This window comes from Clostridium sp. MCC345 (assembly GCF_018785345.1).
Lineage (GTDB): Bacteria > Bacillota > Clostridia > Lachnospirales > Anaerotignaceae > Anaerotignum_A > Anaerotignum_A faecicola.
This window is the reverse complement of record NZ_WQPP01000026.1, coordinates 77,091-100,559: the sequence shown is the minus strand read 5'-3', so window position 1 is coordinate 100,559 and position 23,469 is coordinate 77,091. Positions and strand designations below refer to the sequence as shown.

The window sequence follows — 23,469 nt, the reverse complement described above, 5'->3', positions numbered from 1 at the left end:
TTTCAGATAAATGATTGATTGAATTATCCGTATTTTACCACAGTAAAAATACGATTTCATCAAATCGAACACCCCAATTTTTAAAAATCGGAAAATTTATTTCTTTTCCCTATCGTCCTTTTTCATTTTAATCTCTTGATACAAAAAAGAGCAACTGTAGCATCCGCTCTTTTCGTAGTTCCTATTATATCTCACCTTTCCCGCTTTGGGACACCGTGTCCCGAAGTATAACTTTTTCTTTTATCAACAAATTCCTCTATCGTAACAAGTCCAACAATGTATATTCCCCTTTTGGCACTTTTGAAATCTCATGATGTTTTTTTTATAGCAGCTACAAGCACCATCGGATCAGCAAAGTAGCTTTTGACAAATCTATAAGATTTTACATCTGCCATCCTTAAATCCTCTTTACAGAAATCACTGGGCTTTTTCCGTGATTTCTTATATTCCTTATACTTATTCTCATTATGGATGATCAACATCTCTATTTCTGGAGCAGTTACTACATTTATAACGTCCACTTTACTAGCATAGGCCTTACTGAGTTTAAAATTTTCGCCTCTTGAATCAAGGATTCTAATAACAGAAATTTTGTCCTTAAATCCCTTTCTCAAATATTTTTCTTCAAATTTTTTGGCTTCTCGACAACGGATTACTTCTTCCTCAATCATCTCTTCTCTATTAAAAATCAAAAGGTTATAATCCAGAAGTATGTCCATGATAGCATTTTCAGCCTAACCTTCACAAATACATGCCTTATAATTTGCTAATTCCATAGGCACCTCCTACATAAGTGCTAAGGCAATGCTCTTCTTTAACCGCATATAAGCCTCATATGTCGGAGTTGTTCCCTCAAGGAAACCGCTCTGGTATGCATCACTTTTCTTAATATCGTTTCTTTTCAATATATTTGATAGATTCTCCACCGTAATACCATTACGATTTCTAGTGATAAAAATGCTGTCGTTGCGATCATATTCATCCAGTAACTCTGGATAATGTGTAGAAAAAATAAGTGTCCCACCATTTTTATTCAGTTTACTATCCATGAAGAACCGAATCAATGTTATTACAATTTCTTTATTAAAGTGATTCTCCACTTCATCTATAACCATATACCCGCCGCTTTGTAAGACTTCCTGTGCCAAGGTAAATATAATCATTCCTTTTACTGTACCGGATGAAAGATAATTATTCAATTCTACAGGATTATTAAGAAGAATTTCCTCCTTATCCTTGAACTTCAAATGGATTAATGTTTTATTTTCATTTTCATCAAAGTGCAGCTTCTCAATCGTCGGATCTAAGAACATAATAACTTCTGACGGAATTTCTTCTGAGAATGTAAGAACATTTTCATTCGTATATTTCAAGAGATTAACAATACACACATGCTCTTTCGCCTTCTTATTTCTGGCAATCATAATACTTACATCATCTGGCAAAAAGTCCTCCTGACTACTTCTAACCATTGCAGGCTCTTTACCTTCAAAAATGAGCATCCCCTTACGGGTAGTCACCTCGTCTACGTCTTTTATCCATAAAGATTCTGAAAGGATACTGTAACTCGTTCCTTCCGGCTTGCTTTTTCGGGAAGTAATTATCGTTTCCAATCGGCAGATTTCATTCAACTTTCCAGAAAAGAAATACATATTCAATTTGACCTCTTTTGCATCACCCAATATATCTCTAGTCTCTATATGGTTTATTGGCTCATTATTGATTATATCTAAAGCAAGCAAAATAACCTTCAAAACAGATGTCTTTCCGGATGCATTGATACCTATAAACCCCGTTGCAGAATTCATATAAATATTTGAAAATAATGGATACAAAATATTCTTTTGTTCTTCAGCGACCCTCTGCTGTGCATAAAAAGATAAATCCAGTTTTTCCTTGAATAATGGTAGCCCTTCCGCTGTAATACGAAGAAGTTTCATAGTTACCTCCTGACTTATAAACAGATTTTTCGTTTTTATCCTCTATATATATGTAGTATATCACCGCACATAAAATTTATCAACGCATTTTTCGTTTTTATTTTTCACAGATTTATCCTATAAATACACAAAAAGATCCAACATATTCCGAATTCCAAGGGAACAGGTTGAATCTTTATCTTTTCTTTTTGTAGAAGTGCAGTCTAGTAAATAGTTTCTAATCTACCCTCCAATTTTAATATATTAAGTTCGGAAACTGACTTTCAAATTTCTTTATTTCTTTTTTAATTACAACATCCAGTTTATCTTTAGGAAATCCCATCTCCAACCAGATTATATAACGAAACATCCACTCAAGTTTAATTGCATAAAAACCGCATTGTGCTCCGTCAAGCACCCCGTTCTGTTTAGCATTAACATGAAAAACTTTATTTCTTGTTTTTACAATTTTCTGAATCAGAGTCTTTCTTCTTCGATATTCCCTAGAAAAAATCGTTTTTCCATATGTTTCTATAAGAGCCGCCATATAACATGCAAAGGACTTTTTACCACGAATTGACAATTCGAATTTCTCTTTACAATTCTCGCACTGCACTGTTCTGGTTGTATTATTCTCTGATTTTACTATGATTTTCTTCTCTTTCTCTAACCTTTTTCCAAAAGCTTCAAAACACTCTGCCAGCATGGAAATTCGCACATCCGCTGTTAATCCATTCAAACAATTAGCAAATAATGCTACCTGGTTAATTATTCCCAATGAAGATTGTAATTTAAGCCACTTTAAAAAATATCGCTTATATTCTTTATCTGTCAGTTCCAAAGGAATTTTATGCTTATACTTTTCACTGAAAAAATAAGGAAGTTCAACATCCGTAATGGAATTTGTAACATCAATACCATCTGTCTCACATTTTTTCATACAATAAAAAGCACCATCTACCAAATATTCATATCTTCTTATATCTCCAAGATAATGATATATTTTTTCAAAAGTAGTTGGAGTATCAACTGATATACTTATTTTTTCTCATCACCAATTACAGCAATTTCTATCGTATAAGTAACGTGGTCTTTTTTTAATGAGAAATAACTTTTTTCAAAACATATTTGTGTACTATTAATGCCTCTCCATTCTAACGACAAATGCCTCTGTGTCTTTAATTGGTCATATGTAGTATTTTCAGTCATCCAATAGCTTCCTCCTTTCTGCAATCTTCTTTTAATATACCACAACACCCCTTGCTTTACTACATAAGAAAACACCCTTAATCATATCTCATCCTTTCAATTTTTCTATATCGTATACCACATAGAGCATACTCTAAATCGCAGTCTCCTTACCTATGGCTTTTAAAATCATCCTCACATCTTCCAAAAATCAACTGTTCCGCATACAGCAATTCCAATGCCGGATCGCAGCAGCTCGTTCTGAACCCCCAAAGCAAATCACCCATTCTTCTTATACTCTCGTTTTTTCTACGATAATATGTACTCCTTGAAAAATCCCGGAACATTTCAGACAGCTTCTCCACGATTTCATCAACACCACCAAATTCCTGCGAAGATAAATAGGTATAGTACAATACCCAATAGCACTCCTCGCCGTTCCGATATTTCTCCCGCAGCAACGCAACTGCACCATCTATAATTCGAAGCATATTTCTGCTTTTATTGATGCTTCGGATTCTGGCTGCGACATCAGATGCAGGAAGATCAAGACCTGCTTCATACGATAATTCTAGAAACTCTTCGATTGTGTTTCCAAACTCTGCCTGAAAATTTACATTTGTCTGAAATACAGAGACTTCCAGACTCCATACCACATTTCTGTAATGTTCCAGCAACAACCGCGTATTATGAAAAATCACTTTATCATCCTTTTTCATTTTATCCCTCCTGATACGAAAAAAGAGCAGATAACGCATCTACTCTTTCTCATAGTTCCTATTGTATTTCATTTTTCTCGCTTTGGGACACCGTGTCCCGAAGTCTTTCTCTTTTCACCTTGGGACACCGTGTCCTGAAGTCCTTCTCCTTCCACCTTAGGACACCGCGTCCCGAAGTCCTTCTCCTTCCACCTTGGGACACCGTGTCCTGAAGTCCTTCTCTTTCCACCTTGGGACACCGTGTCCCGAAGTTACTCTTCCATAACCATATCGTGCTGTACCGCCATCGTATAATATGTATCCATCGTAGCCGTTGCATTAAACAGACTTGTCAGAATATATGCCTTGATATTCCCAATCCTGCTTGCGGTCTGCTCCAGGCAATGCAAAACATACTCCACGTGATCCTGTCCGATGCACAGAAACCGATTCTTCACCAACTGATACGGATAATCTGTTCCGCCAATCCTCAAAACCTTTCTGTTGACCGCCAGTACCTCAACCATCAGCTCCACCATCTCATCCAGCATCCGCCTTTGCATGATGGGCAGATTGCTGTACAGCGTTTCATAGCTGATATTCTCTTTCACAATCCTGCGATACACCTCTGTCACATCCATCGCACCCTTCTCCTTTGTCGGATAGATTGGATAGATAGAATCCTCAGTCTTATTCCTTTCAGTCTTATTCCTTTCAGTCTTATTCTTCTCAGTATTATTTGTTGGTGCTTCATTGCCGCTCTTGGACAGTATTTCTGTGCTATTCTGGATATGCAGATTTTTACCACTCTGCAATGGCAAATCCGCACCACCTTGGAGTTTCTCTCTATTACCTCTCTGCATTGGTATAGCTTTACCTGTTTGGAAAGAATCCTCTGCACCTGTTATAAGTGGCATTTCCTTGCCACTCTGCAATGGCAGAACCTCTCCCTGCTCCTGCTTCTCCTCTTTCTGCGAAATATCCTCCTGCACTGCAATAAAATTTTTCAAATAAATCAAGTCCGGTCTGCCTAAGCCCTGTCTTTTCCTCTCAATCAGACCAATCCCCGATTTTGAATCCAGTTCCGCCATCAGCGAGCCTGCCTTCCTCTGGCAGCATTCAAATTCCTTCATAACCTCTTTTAGGGTAAAAATGATATATACTCTGTTATTCTGATCCATCCATTTATTTTCTCTGGACAAAGACATCCTGTCCAGCATAATGCCATACAGAATTTTGGCATCACTTGAAATCTTCTTGAACTGTTCATCTCGTATCAGAATTTTCGGTAGCCGAAAGAAGCTGAACTGTTCTGCTTGGGAGCCATAAAAATAATCAAATTTAAAAGAATCCTTCATGCCCTTCCTCCTGCCTCCATTTCTCCAATAGCTCTATGATTTTCTGTTCCATTTCCTCTGCGGAGGATTCCTCCGAAAAATACTTCCGAATATTTTTTACAGGTATAGATGTTGCACTGCTTTTCTGTTTCCTGTCCAACAGCACTTCTTCTACTCTTTCAATAGATACTGCTCCGCTCATCTGTTTCAGCTTTTCCGCCATATCAATATTCGGATAAACCTTATGCTCCAGAATCGCCTCCAGTAAAATATTCTGCTCTGTCTCAGTCAGAAAGGAAAGCTTCTCTGCCGCTCGGAAGGCAATCTTCTTTTGATCTACCAAGTCAAGCAAATCCTCCTGCAAATAGGTTAATCTGATGTAGCGTTTGATTTGTCGTCCACTCTTATTATTTTCCTTTCCCAGCTGTTCTGCACTGTTTTCCGAAAATTTCTTTCCCTGATGCTTCAGCGCCTCATATTTTATTCTGTAAGCCCAAGCCTTCTCACTATAAAGCAGTTCTTCTCTCTGGTTATTGGAATCCACCATCAGAATTGCAGACTCATCATCCGTCAATTCTCGGATGATAACAGGTATTTCTTCCAGCCCTGCCTTCTCACAGGCTCTTTTTCTTCTGTGCCCGGATACAATTTCATAGCCCCCTAAGGTGCGAGGCCGAACCAATGCCGGTTCTAAAATACCATTTGTCCGAATACTCTCGACCAATTCGTCCATTTTCGCATCATCAAGCACACGAAATGGGTGCTGTGCGTATGGATAAAGACTCTCCAAAGGAATCATTGTTGTTACATGCTGCTTCGATTCATTCGGAATACCGAACAGGTTATCAATACTTTCAAATTTAATCTCCTTCGCCGTTCCCTCTCTCATCCTCAAGCACCTCCTTCGTCAATGCCTTATACGCCTGTCCAACCGAACCATTGGGATCATATTGAAAAATGCTTACGCCCTTCGCTGTTGTTTCTGCAGCACGAACAGAGAGGGGAATTTTATTTACAAAAACATTCAGCATTGTTCCATAATTCTCCTCCAGAAGCTCTGCAATATCTCTGGCATTTTTCGTCCTTCTATCGAACATTGTCACCAGTACCCCCTCTATCTCCAAACGAGGATTTAACTGGCGTTTCACCTGTACGATTGTTTTCATCAGCTGCTGAAGCCCTTTGATTGGCAAGTATGCTGCCTGCACAGGTATCAGCACGCTATCTGCACACGCCAATACGTTAATTGTAAGCATCCCAAGCGAAGGCATCCCATCAATCAAAATATAATCATAATGCTGCTTTATGCTCTCGATATAGCGTTTCAGAATCAATTCTCTGCTCATGACATTGACTAACGAAATCTCCATTGCAGATAAATCTATATTGGAAGGCAACACGTCCACTCCCTCGCTATGACGAAGAATTGCATAGTCCTTGTCCATTTCAACCTCATTGATGGTATTCATCATAACAGTTGCAAGCGTATGGTTGATTTCATCCGGATTGATGAATCCTAAACTCGCTGTTAAATCTCCCTGCGGGTCTGCGTCAATCAGTAAAACCTTTTTTCCGCACCTTGCTAAACCAATCCCTAAATTCCCACAGGTTGTTGTTTTGCCAACGCCGCCCTTTTGATTTACTACTGCAATTACTTTACACATTTCCTCCACTCCTTTTTATCATAAAAACAGTGCCTATTCAGACAATACCTCTTTACAGTTTTCTGATGACCGGTCGCTTCAAACTGTCTAAATTTTCTGTTTTGCACTGCTATTTACAATAGGCACGGCGCTATGTCTCCCGTATTGAAAAAAAGGCACTCAAAAAGCTGCGTGCCGCTTTTCAGTAAGAATCAGGGCTTTGCCCTGCTACATATCCCATTCCTATCCACTTTTTTGCAATCAAAAAAGCTGCTCCCCTTCAGAAACTGCTTTTCCGTTTATTCATTATTTTATTATTTTATTTTTAGAAACCATTTCCGCTATTATGTAGTTTTATATCAGCAAAAACGATTCCTCCTCAAATTGCTTCAGATGAAATATCACACACCACTCCACATCATCCGTCACGGGTTCAAAATGCAGAGAAGAATAAATCGTATGCAACTTTTTCTCTGCGTCATCCGTTTCACAAACCACAGTCCCAAAGTAAACCATACCATTTTGCGCTTCCGGTGCGAAAGGCTCTGTATTTTGGGCAATTTTTATCGGCTTATCACTTTCTGCGCAATCATAGATGGAAATATCCTTCCCCTGTTCAGGAAAGACGGTGTAGCACATGGCGGTAAGATGCATCGGGTACAGCCATTGTTCTGAACCGGGCAGCTCCTGCTCCATCGTCTGTGGCTCCAACGCCTGCACCGTCAAGGTATATTCTGTTCCGTTCATCGGATGAACAAAGGAAAACAAATCTCCCGGCGCATGCAGCTTAAAATGCGGCCCCGGCACATCGCATGCCTGCTGCTCCATCGTAAGGGAAAGCGTTTTTATTTCGGTCTCATTTGCCCATGGAAATGCATACCTGTAAACCGCCCATCCGTAGGACAAATCCAAGCCATAGTGTTTCAATGCCCGTTCCACTTCCGGTTCATGAAGCAGCCCCTCCGGTACGCAGGGATTGAAGCACACCCCACTCCCATGTGTCATCTGCATGGTTTCCCCATTCAGCTCCACTCGGGGATTGAAATGCAGGCAAAGCGGATTATCCAAATCCAACTGCATCCGCTGCTCTTGGCTGATATGTGTGCAGGAATCATTTTCCGCGCTCAGGTTCCATTTTTTCATAAAGTCGCGAATATCCTCAACCTCAACACGCCTACAAAACTCCATGACAAGCCCCTTTTCACAGGCATATACCGCAGGAATCACCCAATGATATCCCGCCCAGTCAAATTCCCTATTGAGCCGAATTTCCGTTCCGGCACGCTCCCCTTTCGGCTGTCCCCAGAAATTATTGTCAAAATAAACCTTCCATTCACGCGTATCTTCCCCGATTGGGATAGCAGCCACACCTTCATACGAAAAATCTCCAACTACCTTATCCATCCAATCCCTCCTTCGCAGCATCCGCTTCTTCTTACGGATAGTGTAACAGAAGTTCAACCGCTTATCAACGCAAAGAAGCCTCTCCTTTTGCAATCAAAAAAGCAGCTCCCTTTCAGAAACTGCTTTTCCTTATTTTTCTCTTATTTAAAATGGCTGCCGTCTGCGATAATACGCAGTGCGTTTTTCAATGCGGTTACTTCCTCTTCCGTAAAGCATTTCAAAACTTCTTCGTTTACTTCATCAATGATTTCCGTAATCGGCTCCTGCAGCTGCTTCCCCTTTTCTGTCGGCACAACGCGAACCTCTCGTCTGTCCTCCCGATTGATGACACGGTCAATCAGACCTTTTTTCTGCATACGATCCAACACACCGGAAATCGTCGAGGTTTCCAGACAGAGAATCTCGGAAATCTGCTTCGGCGTTGCAAATTCTCTCTGCCACAGACAGCTTAACACCCCATACTGGGAAGGTGTCAGGTCATATTCCGAAAGCTTGCCGCTGAGAAACTGAAAAACCGTATGCTGTGAAGTTGTTAATAAGTAATTGATACATTGTGTAAGTTCCATAAAATTTACCGTTCTTTCCTTTAGAATACTAATTATTATGGTAGCTTTTTTTCGACAAAAAATCAAGAGTTATTTTGCATCCAAACGAATTATTTTACATCAGAGGGACGCTTGCGCAGCATATCAAATTTTTTCACAGGCTTTTCAAATTTCACCTGCAAAAGCTCCTGCGGATGCGGCGCGGATGCAACGGTCTCTCCATTCTGATTGCGGATTTCCGTTACCTTCATGGCATAGGAATCCCCCTGTGCGGGCATGACCTCAATTTCCTCGCCGACAGAAAATTTATTTCTCTGCTCCACCCATGCGAAGCCGGTTTCCTCGTTCCAATCCTCCTGCACCATGCCGATAAAATCGTACTCGCGGATATAGGAATTATTAGTGTAAACCTGCTGATTGCCGTCAGGCTTGCCATAATAGAAGGCTGTGGTGTAATCTCTGTGGCTCGCCTTGGAAACCTCTGCCAGATAATACGGCAGACGCTTTTCATAGAGCTTCGGGTCAGCGAAATAATCATCGATCGCCTGTCTGTATGCCTTCACCACCGTGCCGACATAAAACGGCGTTTTCATGCGCCCTTCGATTTTCAGGCTGTAAATCCCTGCCTTTGCAATATCGGGGATATGCTCAATCATACAGAGATCCTTAGAATTATAAATATACGTTCCTCTTTCGTTTTCCTCAATCGGCATATATTCGCCCGGTCTGGTTTCCTCCACCAGATGATATTTCCAACGACAGGGATGCGCGCACGCCCCCTTATTCGCATCTCTGCCTGCAAGGTAATTGCTCAGCAGGCATCTGCCGGAATAGGAAATGCACATTGCGCCATGCACAAAGGCTTCGATTTCCATATCCTCAGGAATGCTGTCGCGAATCTGGCGGATTTCCTTCATAGAAAGCTCACGCGCCACTACAACACGCTGTGCGCCCAGCTTATACCACATCTGTGCGGATTTATAGTTCGTGTTGTTCGCCTGCGTGGAAACATGAATCTCCATATTGGGAACGGCTTCCTTTGCAACAGAAAATACACCCAGATCGGAAATAATCAGCGCATCTACGCCAATGGCTTCCACCGCCTTGAAATAGTCCGCCATCCCTTCAAAATCGGGGTTATGTGCGAAAATATTTGCTGTTACATAAACCTTTACGCCATGGTCATGGGCAAATTTTACCCCCTCCGCCATGGTATCTATATCAAAATTTTTTGCCTTGGCACGCAGACCATACGCTTCGCCGCCGATATAAACGGCATCCGCACCATAAAGTACAGCAATTTTCAGTTTTTCTAAATCGCCCGCAGGTGCCAATAGCTCCAGTTTCTTTTTATTCTGCATTTTTGGTTTCTCCTTCTGTTTTGGTTTCGGGGATAATTTCCTTTTTCTTATAGCACAGCGCTACCCCGTCCCCGATGGGGATGATAGAGGTTTCCAGTGCATCATGATGGGTAATCTCCCAGAGGAAATTCCGCAGACGCTTATGAATGGTACGCTGTCTGCGCGGCACGCTAAAGCGCGTCTGTGCAATCGTGCCGCCCTGCAGCACGTCATCCACAATCAGAAGACCGCCCACAGGCAGAAGCCGCAGGCAGTGCGGCAGGAACGCCTGATACTGCCCCTTCGCCGCATCCATGAAAATCACATCGTAGGGGCCTTCCAGTGTCTGCAGAATATCCGCCGCATCCCCCTCCAGAATTTTGATTTTATCCTCCAGACCCATGCGCTTAATGTTCACACGGGCATCCTTCAGCATCACCTCATAGCGGTCAATCGTGGTAACGGTACCCTCCTCAGGCAGATAGCGGCACATCAGCCCTGCGGAAAAGGCTACAGCTGTGCCGATTTCCAGAATATTTTTCGGCTTCTGCATCGTCAGAAGCACACTTAAAAGCCGCGCCACCTCGGGCGGCACGATTGGTACCTCTGCCGCAATCGCTTCCTTCTGAATCTCGCCCAGAACGCCGTCATACATCGGCTGTACGCTGCGCAGATAGGCGTTCATCGTATCATCGGTTACATAATTCATTTTTCATCTCTCCTGATTTTTACTGTGCGCTGGCGTTATATGCATTTTTCGCCGCCAGGAATTCATCATAGGTCTTGCAGAAAACATGGTTATCCTTCCCCACTGCCTCCACAACATAATACAGATAGTCATTATCCTCAGGATACAGTGCCGCCTTAAACGAGGATTCTCCGGGGTTTGAAATAGGCCCTAAGGGTAGCCCCTTATTCTTACGGGTATTATAGGGAGAATCCGTTTCCAGCTCGGCTGTTGTCAGCTCGCCGCTGGTCTTTCCTACGGCATAAAGTACGGTTGCATCAATGCCAAGGGACATATTCTCCTTCAAGCGGTTATAAATCACCCCTGCCGCTGTCGCACGTTCCGCATCCACCTTAATTTCCTTTTCAATCATGGATGCAACGGTTACGATTTCATCCAGCGTATGCCCGCTGTCCGCAACTGCCTTCTGATATTCCTTAGTATACATCTGATCGAAGCGCGCAAGCATCATATCAATGATATCATGTGCCGTCATGCCCTCATGCAGAAGATAGGTATCGGGGAAAAGATACCCCTCCAGCTTATATTCTCTGTCAGGCAAATCCTTAAGGAAATCATAATCAAATGTACCCTTGTTACATTCCTCAATAAATTCATCCGCGGTGCAAAGCTCTGTTTCCGCAACCTTTGCCGCAATCTGCTTCACGGTATAGCCCTCCGGAATCGTCACCTTCAAATCCTCAGAGGTTTTGCCGCTTTGCAGCAGCTCCATAATCTGCCGCTTCGTCAGCCCTGTATCAATATCATATTTCCCATGCTTATATGTGCCGTCATAGCCCTCCAGCCTGCTGGTCAGCTTAAAGCCGAATACGCTGTGAATCAGCTTGTTTTCCTTCAAAATTTTTGCAATTTCATCTGTGCCTGCTCCTTCCGGAATGGTAACGGAGACGGTTTTCCCCGTCAGGTTCATTTCCTCTGTAGGAGGGTTCATCATGTGGTTCATGAAAATGAAGGAACCAATCCCGATAATCAGCGCAACCGCAATGAGAAGCAGCCCCTTGGAAAAACGTGTCAAATGGCGTTTTTTATGGCGATTTTTCCTGCTGTGCGTCGTTCTTTCCGCTTCTCTCGTTCTGCGCGCCCTCTGCTCCTCGTGCGGAACGCGCTCTCTGCTGCGGGGGACCTCTGTCTGTCCTCTCTGCTGTCCTCTCTGATGAGAGGTTCTCTGATAGGTGTCCTCTCTTTCGTAGGAATTCTCATAGGAATTCTGCAAAAATTCTGCCCTTCTTGCGGCTGTCCGCTGTTCGTATGCTGTCATATCGTTTTCCGCATCTATCTTCCGTCCGGGCAGCTCTGTATGATGCTCCGAAGAAAAGCGCAGAGGACGGCGTTCCTCTCTGACAGGATATCTTGTATGCCCATCTACGGCTTCTCTGCGCGGATATCTGGTTTCTGCTTCTATGTTTTCTTTATCGAATCTATCATCCATACATGATACTCCTTTCCTTATTCCATCATATCATTATACCGTTTTCTTCTCCGGCGCACAACCTTTTCTTTTTCGACATTCTGCGAAGGCGAGCATAAAAAATGCCCTCAGAGAAGTTCTAAGGACATTTCCATTTTTATTTTCTTTTTTTCAGGCAGGCATAGTGCAGCTTCAGCCACATGCCGAGGCTTTTTTTCATATCCTGCCCCGTCAGATGATAGAGGAAGCGGTCTAGGGCGCGTTCCTCAAACGGCTCAATCATAATGCCGCCGTATACTGTTTTTTCCAGCAGACTGCAAATCCGCTGATATTCCCCTTCGGAAACCGTAGGCAGACGCAGGGTTAAGGCGCGGTCGGTTTTCTCCGTTTCCCAGCCCAGAGCCGCATCCATGCCCCAGAGCGCAAGCAGCCAGAACAGCTTATCCTTTTTGTAGAAAATGCGTTCCTGCGGCGTGAAGCTACGATAGCGCTCCTTTTCGCGCCACAAAAGAACCATCCGCAAAAGCTCCAGCAGGCAAAGCAGAAGCGTTGCAAGCAGCATCAGTACACCAAGCACACCAAGTCCAATCTCTGCCGCATAGAGCACCAATCCGCCACGCCGTTTTGCAGCATCATCTGGCGGAAGGTAACGATAATTTCCCCCTCCGAAGTGAATTTCACTGCATTGGAAAGAAAATTGATAATCACCTGACTGATGCGCAGCTCATCCCCACAGACATAATCCACAGTAACGCCTTCAAAATTGACCTCGTAGCGAATCCCGCGGCTGTCCAGATTTTTCGCAAACATATCATACAGGCGGTTGCCCAGCGCACGCAGGCTGAACACGCCCTGCTCCAGTTCGACCTTGCCGACCTCGATACGGGACATATCCAGAATATCGTTAATCAGTGCAATCAAATGATCGGAAAGCTCATCCGCCTTTGTAAGGTACTGCATAGCGGGACTGTTCGCCTCCAGCTTATTTTCTGCCAGCGTCAGCATACCGATAATCCCATTCATCGGCGTACGAATTTCATGCGACATACGAGAAAGGAAGGTTGTTTTGGAGCGGCTTTCCTCCTCCAGTTTTTCCAGACGCTTTTCATAGCCTGCAATCTGCCGATAAAGCTTTGTGATGCGGCAAAAGCAGAATAAATCATATAAGCCATCTGCACTGCGGCTGATGGTCAGCTGCACCCGTTCGCCGTTTTTCAGCTGAAAATTTTCAATGAAAGCTGCTTCTCCCTTCCATTCGCGGTATTTTTTCCAGACAGAACCGCCGTCCCCTTCCTCCTGCAAAATATCGGCAAGCGTCATCATATCCTGCTGCACGGCTTCCATGGAAATGCCAAGCAGTGCCGTCATATCTCCAGCTGCCGCAAGCGGCAGTAAATCCTTTCTTCGCAGCACCAGACAAGCCGTGTCCTTCTGGTTGTTCATCTGTGACAGCAAAATATCATCCGTTTTGCGCGGCGCAGGCTGTTTTGTTTTGCCCCATCTGCGGCACACCACTGCGCTTAACAGCAGCACCGCCGCCAATATTTCCACACAGGCAACCACAAGCAGAGAAAAATTCTCTCCCAGGACTGCAAGTAAATCCGTAACCATTGTCATGCTTTCACCGTTCCAATCTCAATCATGCCTTCTATCCGCAGACAAAAAAGATGTTTTTTGAAATATACATACTAATTTAATATTTTATATCATACAGTACTTTTTCGTCATTTTCAACTGATTCACAGCGGCTTTCCCCTATATTCGACAGGATATATTATTCTTTTGAAATCTTTTCAAAGTTATTATCAATCTTTTCAATTTTATTAAGTCTGTTGCAGAATTTCATAGCTTTGTTATAATGGAGGATAGACAAAATTCAGGAGGTGAGCCTGTGAATTATCAGGAATGTATTCATTATTTGGAAGAAGATGTTGGCTTTAGTTCTATACCGGGGCTAGAACGCATACAATACCTCTGTGATCTGCTTGGAAATCCGGAGCAAAGGCTTCCTGTGATTCATGTTGCAGGCACAAACGGGAAGGGCTCTGCCGTGGCAATGCTTTCTTCCATATTAAAGGAGGCGGGCTATCGCGTCGGCGCATATACCTCCCCCCATCTGGAGCGATACAATGAACGCTATCTCCTCAATGGTGCGGAAATTTCGGATGATGATTTTGCAAAGGAAATCACCCTGATGCGGCAGCTCTGCGAAAAGCTGGCGGCAGAAGGCAAGCTTGTTCCGACGCTTTTTGAAATTACAACCGGTGCGGCGTTTCATTATTTTTATGAAAAGCAGGTGGATGTTCTGATTCTGGAGGTCGGGCTTGGCGGCAGATTTGATGCCACGAATGTCGTTCCCCACCCTCTGCTTTCGCTCATCATGTCTATCAGCATTGACCATACGGATTTTTTGGGGGATACGATTGAAAAAATTGCTATGGAAAAATCCGGCATTATTAAGAAAAATTGTCCTGTGGTGTTGTATTCCCAAGCGGAATTAGTATATAATATCATTAAGGATGCAGCAGCTCGGATGGATGCTCCATTCTATTGTTTGAATGACGCAAAAATCAGGGTCGCTTCGCAAACATTGGAAGGGACTGTTTTTTCTGTCAAAAATAAATGTTTTTCCTTGGAAAATCTGGAATTATCTCTGCTTGGCACTTATCAGCTTGAAAATTGCCTTGCGGTTCTGGAGACCTGCCTTGTGCTGAACAAAAACGGTCTTTCGATTCCCGAAGGAGCAATTCGCAATGGACTGAAAAATGCCCGTTGGGCAGGCAGGATGGAGCTTTGCGGCAGAGCGCCGCTTGTCATTCTGGATGGCGCGCATAATGCGGATGGGATTCGGCAGCTGGCAAATTCCCTTTCGGTTTATTTCAAGGAAAAAAAGGTTACCCTTATTCTCGGTATTCTGGGGGATAAGGAATATCGGAGGATGGCAGAGCAGATTCTTCCCTTTGCGGAGACGGTGATTCTGACTGAGCCGCACAGCGAGAGAAGGCTGGATGTATTTTCTCTTGCCCGCTCTGTTTCCGATTTCAGCGGTACGGTGGAGATGGAAAAGGAAATTGAGGCGGCGTATGAAAGAGCGCGCACCCTCACCCCTCAGGACGGCATTATTCTTTGCTGTGGTTCCTTATATATGATCGGAGCCATGCGCACCTATCTGAAGCACCGTAAAAACAGCTAAACTGAAGCACATAGAAAAAGTATTTGAAACGGAGGAATGTCCTGTGTTTAATTTTAAAGAAGAATTGAGCAGATATCAGCCCATTCTGGAAATCGACCAGATCGAAGCATCCCTGCATACATCCGAAATGCAGGATCTTCTGGATATCCTACAGCATATTGCGAAGGAGAAAAAGCAGCCCCCCACTCAGGAATAAGCAAAAGGAGAGAATGACATGAAATGCCCGAATTGTGGTTTTAATTTTTCTGAGGGCTGTCGCTGTCCCGATTGCGGCGTAGATGTGTATGTGTTCCGAAAGGCACGCAATGCATCCATCCGTCTTTATAACGAAGCGCTTACCTTAGCCGGAGAAACCGATCTCTCCGGTGCAGCGGCAAATCTGGAACAGAGCCTTCTTTTTGATAAAAATAACATACAGGCGAGAAATCTTCTCGGTCTGATTTATTGCGAAACGGGGCGCATCGGGGATGCCCTCAGACATTGGATTATCAGCTCCTCCCTTCTGCCCGAAGGAAATGCTGCTGCAGGCTATATGGCGTATTTGCAGAAAAACGCCAGAGAAATGGAAAAATGCAATGATGCGGTGCGGATGTATAATCAGGCGATTACCTATCTGAAGCAGGGCAGTGATGATTTAGCCATTATTCAGCTGAAAAAATCCATTGACAATAACCCGAATTTCATTGATGCCTATAACCTGATGACGCTTTGCTGCATTGAGGATAAAAATCTTAAGCGCGCACTGCATTTTAATGAAATCGTGCTGAAACGGGATATTCGCAATCCTCTTGCCCTGCATTATGCACAGCTGATTGGCAATGTGCCCTCTCCCACTCTGAAAAAGGGAGACAAAAATAAAGCCTCTGCGGCAGTCAGCGTGAAAAAAACAGACAGCAATCCGCCCCTTCCCGGCTATAAGCGCAAGGACAGAAGCAGCAGCGTTCTGGAAAAGCACAACATGATTGCCTTTGTAATCGGGCTTGTGATTTCAGCTCTGGTGATTCTGGTGCTGATTGTGCCTGCGCTAAATGAGGATAAGGATGCAAAAATCAAGGAATTGCAGACCGCTGTTGAAAATTATTCCGGTGAAACCAATATGACACCGGAGGAGGTTCTGGAAATGCGGACAGAACTGCAAAAGCTGCAAAAGGAAAACAAGCAGCTGCGCAGCGAGGAAAATAAGCAGGCGAATCTGGAATTGCTGGAAACGGCAGTATCGCAGATGACAGACGGCGATTATGAAGCCTGCATCACCACCTTTGAATCCATTGATACGGTTGGATTTAGTGATGATGATTTGGCGAAATATAATTCCCTGAAGGCGGAGCTTTACCCCAAGGCGGCAGATGCCTACTACACCAAAGGAAAAAGTGATTTCCTAAGCAAAAACATGACAGAGGCAAAGACCGATTTGGAAACAGCCTTGAAATACGCAAGCAACGAAAACTTTGTGGATGACATCTATTACTATCTGGGACAGATTGCAGAGGGAGAAAAAGATACGGCAAGCGCAAAGAAATATTACAACAAGATTATCAGTGATTACCCCGATTCCAATCAGATTGGCAATGCCAGAAACGCATTGGAGGGCTTAAAGGAATAAGCCTAATGGAATAAAAATAGAACACAAATGAAGCCCCTCTTTTCAGAGGGGCTTTTGCTATGCGCTTATTTCATGTATTTATCGTGCAGCTCCTTATACTTTTCGGTATAAGCCTGATTCTGCTTCTGCTGCAGCAGATTTGCACGAATCTGTTCCTTCACCTCATCGAAGGGGGTTACAGATGCGTCCTTCTTATCCTCAACCTTAATCAGATGATAGCCGAACTGTGTCTTTACAGGGCCAACTACCTTGCCAACCTCAGCCGCAAATACCGCCTGATCGAACTCCGGAACCATCTGACCCTTGCCGAATTCGCCAAGGTCACCGCCCTGCGCATTGGAGGGGCAGGAGGAAAATTCCTTCGCGGCATCCTCAAAATAGATATCCCCTGCGTTGATTTTGTTCATGATATCCTGTGCTTTTTCTTCGGAATCCACCAGGATATGCTTTGCATGTACTGTTTCGCCCTTTTCAAAATGCTGGGGGTTTTCTTTGTAGAACGCCTGCATTTCTTCATCTGTTACAGTGATATCCTTCAAAACGCTGTTGATGGCAAGCTGGGCAAGGATATCCTTTCTTGCCCGTTCCATCATGGCTTTAAATTCATCGGTTTCATCCATTTTTTCTTCTTCTGCCATCTTTGCATACAGATGGAATGCCAGAAGCTGCTTCAGTGCATGCTCTCTGAACTGGGGATATGCCGCATACGCCTGCTGCTCCTTCGGCAGATTCGCGATATATGCGTCCAAATCCGCATCTGTAATGTTTACGCCGTCAATTGTTGCTAAAATATTCTGTTCGCTCATTTGAATTCTCCTAAATGTAAATTATTATTTATTGAATCCCGAAGTCCTCATTATTCCAGAGGTTATCCTCAGGGTTCTGTCCATTGCCGGGGTCTGTTGTGCCGGGGTCTGTGCTGTTGGTATCATCATCACCGCTGCTCGCATGCGCAGAATCGCAGGTTGCGCTGATATTGATATCCAGCTTGCCTGCGGGAACCTTAGAGGGCTTGCCCTTAATCGTACCGTCACTGTTGACCGCCAAAACCACATTCATGGTCGGGCAGGTTGCGCCCGCAAGCTTGCCTGTTTCGCTGCAAATCGTATAGGATTTGTGCATCGTGCAGGTGCCGCCGCCTGTGCTGCCCTTGAAATCCGTTGTAACATAGTCACTCGTTACACCATAGCCATAGTAATCGCTGTTGCAAAGAGAAGAAGGTGTCATGCCGGATGCAGAGCAGATAGAACGTGTTGTCAAGCCATCCGGTTTTTTAAACTCCTTATTCTTCAGTCCCTTATCATAATGAATCTGGCTCATAACCGAGCTCCAGATGCGCAGATGGGCGTTATTTGCATTTATAATCTCCTTCTGACTGTCATACCCCATCCAGATACCGGCGGTATAGTAAGGCGTATAGCCATAGAAGGTCAGGTCAACGGTATCATTGGTGGTACCTGTTTTACCTGCAACATTCATGCCGCTGATGGCTGCCTTCGTACCGGTACCCTTCGTGATAACATCACGCATCATATCCGTCAGCAGGAAGGCGGTTGTTTCCTTCAGCACCCGATGTGTTTCCTGTTCGGAATTATCCAGAAGCACGTTGCCGTCATGGTCATACACCACGCTATAGAACATCGGCTCATAATAGGTGCCTCCGTTGGCAATGGTTGCATAGGCTGCTGTCTGCTCCAGAACGGAAACGCCCTGTGTCAGACCGCCGAGTGCCGTTGTTGCCGCCTTATCCCGTTCATCAATCGTGGTAAAGCCAAAGTCCAGCAGATACTGATAAGCCGTATCCGCGCCGACCATCATAAAGGTCTTAACCGCCAGCACGTTCATGGAATGCCAGATACCCTGACGCACTGTGGTAGGCCCGATATATTTGCCGTCCCAGTTTTTAGGAGACCAGCCGCCGTAGGTAACAGGCTCATCAATGATGATGGAGCCGGGCATCAGCAGTCCCGTATCAATTGCAGGGGCATACGCCGCAAGGGGCTTCATCGTCGAGCCCTGCTGACGCAGTGCCTGTGTCGCACGGTTGAATACGGAATCACCAGGCTTTTCACCGCGTCCGCCGACAATCGCCTTTACTTCGCCGTTGCTCTGATCCATGATGACCATTGCCGCCTGCAGGGATTTGGAAACCGTCAGCTTATCCAGAACCAAGGTATGCGTTTCATCCAGAAGCTCCTCCTTCACGGATGCAACAAAGGCATCTGCCTCCGCCTGCGAGGTAACGGTTGTTTTCTTTTCATAATGCGACTGATTGCTGCTTTCATCGGGATTCTGTGTATCCAGAACGGAAATCAGATAGGTCACATCCATCTTCCCATCCCCTGCCGGGAACATATTATCATTCTTCATGGCAGCTTCTGCGGTTTCCTGCATGGAAGCGTCCATTGTAGTATGAATCTGTAAGCCGCCGCTGTAAATCATATTGGATGCCTGTGCGGCTGTCATGTTTTTCTTTTCCATCAGGTCAGCCTTAATCTGCTGTACCGCTGCTTCGACAAACCAGTTATGCTTTGCGTTGCTTTCCTCATCCGCAGTATCCTTGCAGACCAGATGTGCATAGATATCCTCTGCCGCGGCTTCGTCATATTCCGCCTGCGTAATCATATTCAGATCCAGCATTTTTTTCAGAACCGTCATCTGGCGTTCCTTGCTGGCCTCCTGATTGACATCCGGCGCATACAGACTGGGGGTTTTCGTGATGCCCGCAATGCTTGCCGCCTCTGCCAGCGTCAGCTCACTGGCATGCTTGCCGTAATAATACTGTGCCGCCGCCTCTACGCCATGCAGACCATGATGCAAAGACATTGTGTTCAGATACAGCTCCAGAATATATTTCTTTGCCGCATCCTTCGAGCCAAGCTGTTTTTTCAGCGCACTTTCCAGAGAAACCGCCAGATACTGCTCCTTTATTTTTCTGGAAAGGCTCTTTTCGGTATCACCGAGCACATCATTTTTGATGACCTGCTGCGTCAGCGTACTTGCGCCCTGCGAAAAGCTGAGGGATTTGATATTTTCCGCCATCGCACGCATGATGCCTCTGATATCAATGCCGTTATGCTCATAGAAACGCTGATCCTCAATCGCGATGACCGCATTCTGCATATTGCTTGTGACTGCGGAAAGCTTCACATACTCTCGGTTTTCCTCGCCATGCAGCTTATCCACCTCGTTATCATCCGCATCATAGATGACAGAGGTATAGGAATCGGGCAGAACATCGGAGGTATTCAGCATATCCGTGCTTTGCAGAATACCGAACACCGTACCCAGAATTGCGCCTGCAACCGCAAAGGCAATCACGATGGCAACAATCAGCAAAACCTTCCCGATTCTGCTGTTGACCGAGCGTTTCTTTCTGCGCTTTCTGCGTTTTTTCGGGTTTCCGGAAGAGGATGGTCGGCGTGTGCCGTTTGCGCCGGAGGGGCGTGCCTGCCTTGTGCCGGAAGGGCGTGTCTGTCTTACGCCCGTTCTGTCCTGCGCGTCTCCCCTTCTGTGTTGAGATTCACTCATATTTCAAGCCTCCTGTTTATTTCCATGTGTAATCAAAACGGATGGAACAAAATCCATATTCCGCCATTTTGCGAAGATTATACTTTTTGATTATACCAAAATTTCACCGCAAAAGAAAGACATTTTCACAAAAACATGCTTATTTCTACTATAACCTTTGTTTAATTTTTCTTTAACATTGCAAAAAAAGCCCCGAAATCAAGGAAAAGGCATGCTTCGCCCTTCTCACTCATATCATTGCAGAGGGAGGGAGCGGACAATGCGAAAAAGAAAACGAAACCGAAAAAGAAAGAAATTTCTGCCCCTTCTCCTGCCTGCTCTGCTGACGGTTCTCTGTTTTTTCCTTCTGGAAAAAAGCCTTCTGCCGCCCCTGAAGGAAATCTCACACATGCAGTGCAGGGCGGCGGCGAATCATATCATAGACGAGGCGGCGGCAAATGCACTTGCGCGTATGGAATTAGATGCAAGCGCGCTTTTGCAGAAGGGGGCGGATGGCGAAAGCTACACCGCCAACACCACATGCGTAAACCAATTCTGCGCCCTGCTCAGCCGCGATATCACAAAGCAGCTAAATGAACTGCCGAAGGAGGTTATTCCCATTCCGCTTGGCGCGGCAACGCATTGGGGGCTTCTTGCCAATCAGGGACCGAAAATCCCCTTCACCCTTCTGCCTATGGGTGCGGTCAGGGTGGATTATGAAACGGCATTTTCCTCCGTCGGCATCAATCAGATCAACTACAAAATCTGGCTTGCGGTACATTTAGAGCTTCGGATTGTCAATCCGCTGTACCGGGAGGATATTACATTAGAGAGAAAAATCATGCTTGCCGATCTGGTTTTCAGCGGAAAGGTGCCGGCGCATTACTTTCAAATCAGCCGACCGAATGAATATCTATTGACAGAATGAACACAATGCTAGTATGATATGAGGTAATGAAAGTTGATATGGAGGTAATAGAAATGGTCAAAACATTAAGTGAATTCTGGAATGAGGTTGCTTCTATCTGCTATGACAGCAGCGATTACGGTATCATTGCGCAGGTTCGTTCTCAGTTTAGAACCAATGAAATCAATAAATTCGTGAATGCTTTCATCCCCGGAACCGAAATTCTGAAGGACGGCAAAAACGGCACACCTGTTGCCATGAAGGGCAAAGCGGATGATGACAAGGGCGCAAGCGGCAACGAGGAAATCGATTTCCACGGCTTGCAGCTGTTCGATTATTCCGATATGAAGGGCGACTGGATGGTTGTTACCTTCCCCAATCTGGAAGCACTGGAAAAGCATCTTCTGAGCGAAGCAGGCGCACTGAATGTATATTCTTCCGATATGCTTGTATTTGAGGATGGTGTATTCAAGCCCTTTGAAATCATGTTCAACGGGGATAATGATACAGTAATTCCCATTGATAAGGATAACTTCGATACCCCTCTGGATATCAAGGCAATGCAGGATCGCATCTGGGTAAGATGGATGGACCCCAAGGAGCTGGAGCCTCTGACAGACGAGGAAGTAGAGGAATACAGAAAATCCATCGGAAAATAAAAACACGAAAAGCACTCCATCCGGAGTGCTTTTTTTCATGCGTTTTTTTAATCTAAGGGTCTGCCAAAGCGTTTTTCGTATTCCTCTGCAAGCATCGGGCGGAAATCGGGGTGTGCAATCGAAATCAGCGCCCTTGCCCGCTCCTTGAGGCTTCTGCCCCAAAGCTTTGCAATGCCGTATTCCGTTACCACATAATCAATTTCTGTTCTTGGGGTTGTTACCACTGCGCCATGGTCGATAAACGGCACGATTTTGGAAATTTTTCCGCCTGCCGCCGTGGAAGGCAAGGCAATGATGGCTCTGCCGCCCTTACTCATCGTTGCGCCGCGGATGAAGTCCACCTGTCCGCCGACACCGCTGAACTGCATCCCCTTCACTACCTCCGCATTGACCTGCCCCATCAAATCAACCTGAATGGCGGAATTGATGGAAACCATGTTATCATTCTGTGCAATCACATAGGGGTTATTGACATGCTCCACCCCATGCAGCTCAAAGCAGGGGTTATTATCCAGAAAATCATACAATCTCTGCGTGCCTGCCGCGAAGGTCGCAATGCTTTTGCCGCGATGCAGTGTTTTCTTTTTATTATTGATGACACCTGTTTCAATCAGGTCGATAATGCCATCCGCCGCCATTTCGGTATGCAGACCCAAATCCTTTTTATCCTTTAAAAAGGTCACAACGGCATCGGGAATGCCGCCAATGCCAAGCTGAATCGTATCCCCATTCTGCACGAGAGATGCACAGTATTCCCCTATTTTCTGCTCAACCTCCGTAATTGTCGGCGGTGCGAGGGTCGGCATGGGTCTGTCCTCCTCTACGATGATATCAATATCTCTCAAATGAATGAAGGAATCCCCCATCACGCGCGGCAGATTGCGGTTCATCTGCGCAATTACAAGCTTTGCGGAATCCCGAAAGGCAGGCAGATGGTCAATCCCCGGCCCCATGGAGCAATAGCCATGCGCATCCGGCTCGGAAACGGAAATCAGAAGCACATCCACACCGCCACGTTCTCTGAGCATGCGGGGATAAAGATGGAAAAAGCAAGGCAGATATTCCGCTCTGCTCTCCGCAACTGCCCCTCTTGTACTGCCGCCCAGAAAATAGCCGAAAAAGCGCAGATGCTTTTCCATCCCCTTTGCGATATGCGGCTCCTCCTTTCTGAGGGAAAGCATAAAGTGCATATCCACATCTGTAAGGGCATCCGCATTGCGTGCCAGTGCATCCACCAGCGCATACGGCTCGGAGCCAACGTGCGCGATGGAGATGGTATCGCCGGAGCGAATCTGCCGCACAGCCTCATCCGCAGACAGAAGCCTGCCGGAAAAACGGTCTTTCCAATTCATCTGCTACATCCTTTC

23 protein-coding genes are annotated in these 23,469 nt (G+C 45.0%); 5 read left to right on the top strand and 18 right to left on the bottom strand.

Translation table 11 applies throughout. From position 1 onward, the window contains the following. Positions 1-308 precede the first annotated feature (308 nt). From GPK49_RS06840 to GPK49_RS06770, 15 genes are all read right to left on the bottom strand, one after another. Positions 309-671 (bottom strand): hypothetical protein, encoded by a 363-nt coding sequence (locus GPK49_RS06840; protein WP_318283866.1) that lies wholly within the window; start codon positions 669-671, stop codon positions 309-311. 114 nt (positions 672-785) lie between these two features. Continuing rightward, the gene (locus tag GPK49_RS06835; RefSeq protein ID WP_215677107.1) at positions 786-1,940 is read right to left on the bottom strand and encodes an AAA family ATPase; all 1,155 of its coding nucleotides are present in this window, start codon (positions 1,938-1,940) and stop codon (positions 786-788) included. A 235-nt stretch (positions 1,941-2,175) separates the two neighbouring features. After that, entirely contained in the window at positions 2,176-2,883 is a 708-nt protein-coding gene (locus tag GPK49_RS06830; protein WP_215677106.1) for a HEPN domain-containing protein, read from the bottom strand. Between the two features lie 74 nt (positions 2,884-2,957). Then, positions 2,958-3,128: a hypothetical protein gene (locus GPK49_RS06825; protein ID WP_215677105.1), complete on the bottom strand. Its 171-nt coding sequence runs from the start codon at positions 3,126-3,128 to the stop codon at positions 2,958-2,960. Between the two features lie 149 nt (positions 3,129-3,277). After that, positions 3,278-3,826 carry a hypothetical protein gene (locus tag GPK49_RS06820; protein WP_215677104.1) on the bottom strand — a complete coding sequence of 183 codons (549 nt, stop codon included), beginning with the start codon at positions 3,824-3,826 and terminating at the stop codon, positions 3,278-3,280. A gap of 251 nt (positions 3,827-4,077) precedes the next feature. Continuing rightward, positions 4,078-5,163: a DUF6017 domain-containing protein gene (locus GPK49_RS06815; protein WP_215677103.1), complete on the bottom strand. Its 1,086-nt coding sequence runs from the start codon at positions 5,161-5,163 to the stop codon at positions 4,078-4,080. After that, positions 5,147-6,031: a ParB/RepB/Spo0J family partition protein gene (locus GPK49_RS06810; RefSeq protein ID WP_215677102.1), complete on the bottom strand. Its 885-nt coding sequence runs from the start codon at positions 6,029-6,031 to the stop codon at positions 5,147-5,149. Before GPK49_RS06810 ends, GPK49_RS06815 begins: the two co-directional genes overlap by 17 nt. Continuing rightward, positions 6,003-6,806, bottom strand: a complete 804-nt coding sequence (locus tag GPK49_RS06805; protein ID WP_215677101.1) for a ParA family protein — start codon at positions 6,804-6,806, stop codon at positions 6,003-6,005. The genes GPK49_RS06810 and GPK49_RS06805 overlap by 29 nt, the downstream gene beginning before the upstream one ends. A gap of 333 nt (positions 6,807-7,139) precedes the next feature. Further along, positions 7,140-8,189, bottom strand: a complete 1,050-nt coding sequence (locus tag GPK49_RS06800) for a hypothetical protein (RefSeq protein WP_215677100.1) — start codon at positions 8,187-8,189, stop codon at positions 7,140-7,142. Positions 8,190-8,329: 140 nt separating this feature from the next. Then, complete coding sequence (locus GPK49_RS06795; RefSeq protein ID WP_016408149.1) at positions 8,330-8,755, bottom strand: MarR family winged helix-turn-helix transcriptional regulator; 426 nt, start codon at positions 8,753-8,755, stop codon at positions 8,330-8,332. 89 nt (positions 8,756-8,844) lie between these two features. Then, a complete protein-coding gene (locus tag GPK49_RS06790; protein ID WP_215677099.1) occupies positions 8,845-10,095 on the bottom strand; it encodes a peptidase U32 family protein in 1,251 nt (416 codons plus the stop codon). Continuing rightward, complete coding sequence (locus tag GPK49_RS06785; RefSeq protein ID WP_118582326.1) at positions 10,085-10,783, bottom strand: O-methyltransferase; 699 nt, start codon at positions 10,781-10,783, stop codon at positions 10,085-10,087. The genes GPK49_RS06790 and GPK49_RS06785 overlap by 11 nt, the downstream gene beginning before the upstream one ends. A gap of 19 nt (positions 10,784-10,802) precedes the next feature. Further along, positions 10,803-12,251, bottom strand: coding sequence for an endolytic transglycosylase MltG (gene mltG / locus GPK49_RS06780; protein ID WP_215677098.1), 1,449 nt, complete (start codon positions 12,249-12,251; stop codon positions 10,803-10,805). A gap of 136 nt (positions 12,252-12,387) precedes the next feature. Then, complete coding sequence (locus GPK49_RS06775) at positions 12,388-12,837, bottom strand: hypothetical protein (RefSeq protein ID WP_215677097.1); 450 nt, start codon at positions 12,835-12,837, stop codon at positions 12,388-12,390. After that, a complete protein-coding gene (locus tag GPK49_RS06770; RefSeq protein ID WP_215677096.1) occupies positions 12,792-13,841 on the bottom strand; it encodes a histidine kinase dimerization/phospho-acceptor domain-containing protein in 1,050 nt (349 codons plus the stop codon). The genes GPK49_RS06775 and GPK49_RS06770 overlap by 46 nt, the downstream gene beginning before the upstream one ends. 280 nt (positions 13,842-14,121) lie before the next feature. On the opposite strand from GPK49_RS06770, the gene GPK49_RS06765 reads away from it, so the two are divergent. The 3 genes from GPK49_RS06765 to GPK49_RS06755 are packed head-to-tail and all read left to right on the top strand — an operon-like array spanning position 14,122 to position 17,026. Then, positions 14,122-15,423, top strand: a complete 1,302-nt coding sequence (locus GPK49_RS06765) for a bifunctional folylpolyglutamate synthase/dihydrofolate synthase (protein WP_215677095.1) — start codon at positions 14,122-14,124, stop codon at positions 15,421-15,423. 43 nt (positions 15,424-15,466) lie between these two features. Next, positions 15,467-15,619, top strand: a complete 153-nt coding sequence (locus tag GPK49_RS06760) for a hypothetical protein (RefSeq protein ID WP_016408143.1) — start codon at positions 15,467-15,469, stop codon at positions 15,617-15,619. 18 nt (positions 15,620-15,637) lie between these two features. Beyond that, on the top strand, positions 15,638-17,026 hold the full coding sequence (locus GPK49_RS06755; RefSeq protein ID WP_016408142.1) for a tetratricopeptide repeat protein: 1,389 nt from the start codon (positions 15,638-15,640) through the stop codon (positions 17,024-17,026). Between the two features lie 65 nt (positions 17,027-17,091). Here the strand turns inward: GPK49_RS06755 and GPK49_RS06750 are convergent, their stop codons facing one another. Together GPK49_RS06750 and GPK49_RS06745 are read right to left on the bottom strand one after the other, a co-directional pair. Then, positions 17,092-17,832, bottom strand: a complete 741-nt coding sequence (locus GPK49_RS06750; protein WP_215677094.1) for a peptidylprolyl isomerase — start codon at positions 17,830-17,832, stop codon at positions 17,092-17,094. A gap of 28 nt (positions 17,833-17,860) precedes the next feature. Continuing rightward, entirely contained in the window at positions 17,861-20,557 is a 2,697-nt protein-coding gene (locus tag GPK49_RS06745) for a PBP1A family penicillin-binding protein (RefSeq protein WP_215677093.1), read from the bottom strand. Between the two features lie 259 nt (positions 20,558-20,816). Here GPK49_RS06745 and yunB point away from each other — a divergent pair, with 259 nt between their 5' ends. Together yunB and GPK49_RS06735 are read left to right on the top strand one after the other, a co-directional pair. Further along, positions 20,817-21,464: a sporulation protein YunB gene (yunB, locus tag GPK49_RS06740; RefSeq protein WP_215677092.1), complete on the top strand. Its 648-nt coding sequence runs from the start codon at positions 20,817-20,819 to the stop codon at positions 21,462-21,464. A 53-nt stretch (positions 21,465-21,517) separates the two neighbouring features. Next, on the top strand, positions 21,518-22,102 hold the full coding sequence (locus GPK49_RS06735; RefSeq protein WP_016408138.1) for a hypothetical protein: 585 nt from the start codon (positions 21,518-21,520) through the stop codon (positions 22,100-22,102). 47 nt (positions 22,103-22,149) lie between these two features. On the opposite strand, the gene GPK49_RS06730 is transcribed toward GPK49_RS06735, so the two are convergent. Continuing rightward, on the bottom strand, positions 22,150-23,454 hold the full coding sequence (locus GPK49_RS06730; protein WP_215677091.1) for an acetyl-CoA hydrolase/transferase C-terminal domain-containing protein: 1,305 nt from the start codon (positions 23,452-23,454) through the stop codon (positions 22,150-22,152). Positions 23,455-23,469 lie beyond the last annotated feature (15 nt).

What these genes read in the sequence shown, in the direction of transcription:
- mltG (WP_215677098.1), bottom strand. Translation starts at nt 12,251, where the DNA reads ATGGATGATAGATTCGATAAAGAAAACATAGAAGCAGAAACCAGATAT.
- GPK49_RS06750 (WP_215677094.1), bottom strand. Translation starts at nt 17,832, where the DNA reads ATGAGCGAACAGAATATTTTAGCAACAATTGACGGCGTAAACATTACA.
- GPK49_RS06790 (WP_215677099.1), bottom strand. Translation starts at nt 10,095, where the DNA reads ATGCAGAATAAAAAGAAACTGGAGCTATTGGCACCTGCGGGCGATTTA.
- GPK49_RS06825 (WP_215677105.1), bottom strand. Translation starts at nt 3,128, where the DNA reads ATGACTGAAAATACTACATATGACCAATTAAAGACACAGAGGCATTTG.
- GPK49_RS06770 (WP_215677096.1), bottom strand. Translation starts at nt 13,841, where the DNA reads ATGGTTACGGATTTACTTGCAGTCCTGGGAGAGAATTTTTCTCTGCTT.
- GPK49_RS06745 (WP_215677093.1), bottom strand. Translation starts at nt 20,557, where the DNA reads ATGAGTGAATCTCAACACAGAAGGGGAGACGCGCAGGACAGAACGGGC.
- GPK49_RS06840 (WP_318283866.1), bottom strand. Translation starts at nt 671, where the DNA reads ATGATTGAGGAAGAAGTAATCCGTTGTCGAGAAGCCAAAAAATTTGAA.
- GPK49_RS06800 (WP_215677100.1), bottom strand. Translation starts at nt 8,189, where the DNA reads ATGGATAAGGTAGTTGGAGATTTTTCGTATGAAGGTGTGGCTGCTATC.
- GPK49_RS06785 (WP_118582326.1), bottom strand. Translation starts at nt 10,783, where the DNA reads ATGAATTATGTAACCGATGATACGATGAACGCCTATCTGCGCAGCGTA.
- GPK49_RS06805 (WP_215677101.1), bottom strand. Translation starts at nt 6,806, where the DNA reads ATGTGTAAAGTAATTGCAGTAGTAAATCAAAAGGGCGGCGTTGGCAAA.
- GPK49_RS06755 (WP_016408142.1), top strand. Translation starts at nt 15,638, where the DNA reads ATGAAATGCCCGAATTGTGGTTTTAATTTTTCTGAGGGCTGTCGCTGT.
- GPK49_RS06810 (WP_215677102.1), bottom strand. Translation starts at nt 6,031, where the DNA reads ATGAGAGAGGGAACGGCGAAGGAGATTAAATTTGAAAGTATTGATAAC.
- GPK49_RS06795 (WP_016408149.1), bottom strand. Translation starts at nt 8,755, where the DNA reads ATGGAACTTACACAATGTATCAATTACTTATTAACAACTTCACAGCAT.
- GPK49_RS06735 (WP_016408138.1), top strand. Translation starts at nt 21,518, where the DNA reads ATGGTCAAAACATTAAGTGAATTCTGGAATGAGGTTGCTTCTATCTGC.
- GPK49_RS06730 (WP_215677091.1), bottom strand. Translation starts at nt 23,454, where the DNA reads ATGAATTGGAAAGACCGTTTTTCCGGCAGGCTTCTGTCTGCGGATGAG.
- GPK49_RS06820 (WP_215677104.1), bottom strand. Translation starts at nt 3,826, where the DNA reads ATGAAAAAGGATGATAAAGTGATTTTTCATAATACGCGGTTGTTGCTG.
- GPK49_RS06815 (WP_215677103.1), bottom strand. Translation starts at nt 5,163, where the DNA reads ATGAAGGATTCTTTTAAATTTGATTATTTTTATGGCTCCCAAGCAGAA.
- yunB (WP_215677092.1), top strand. Translation starts at nt 20,817, where the DNA reads ATGCGAAAAAGAAAACGAAACCGAAAAAGAAAGAAATTTCTGCCCCTT.
- GPK49_RS06835 (WP_215677107.1), bottom strand. Translation starts at nt 1,940, where the DNA reads ATGAAACTTCTTCGTATTACAGCGGAAGGGCTACCATTATTCAAGGAA.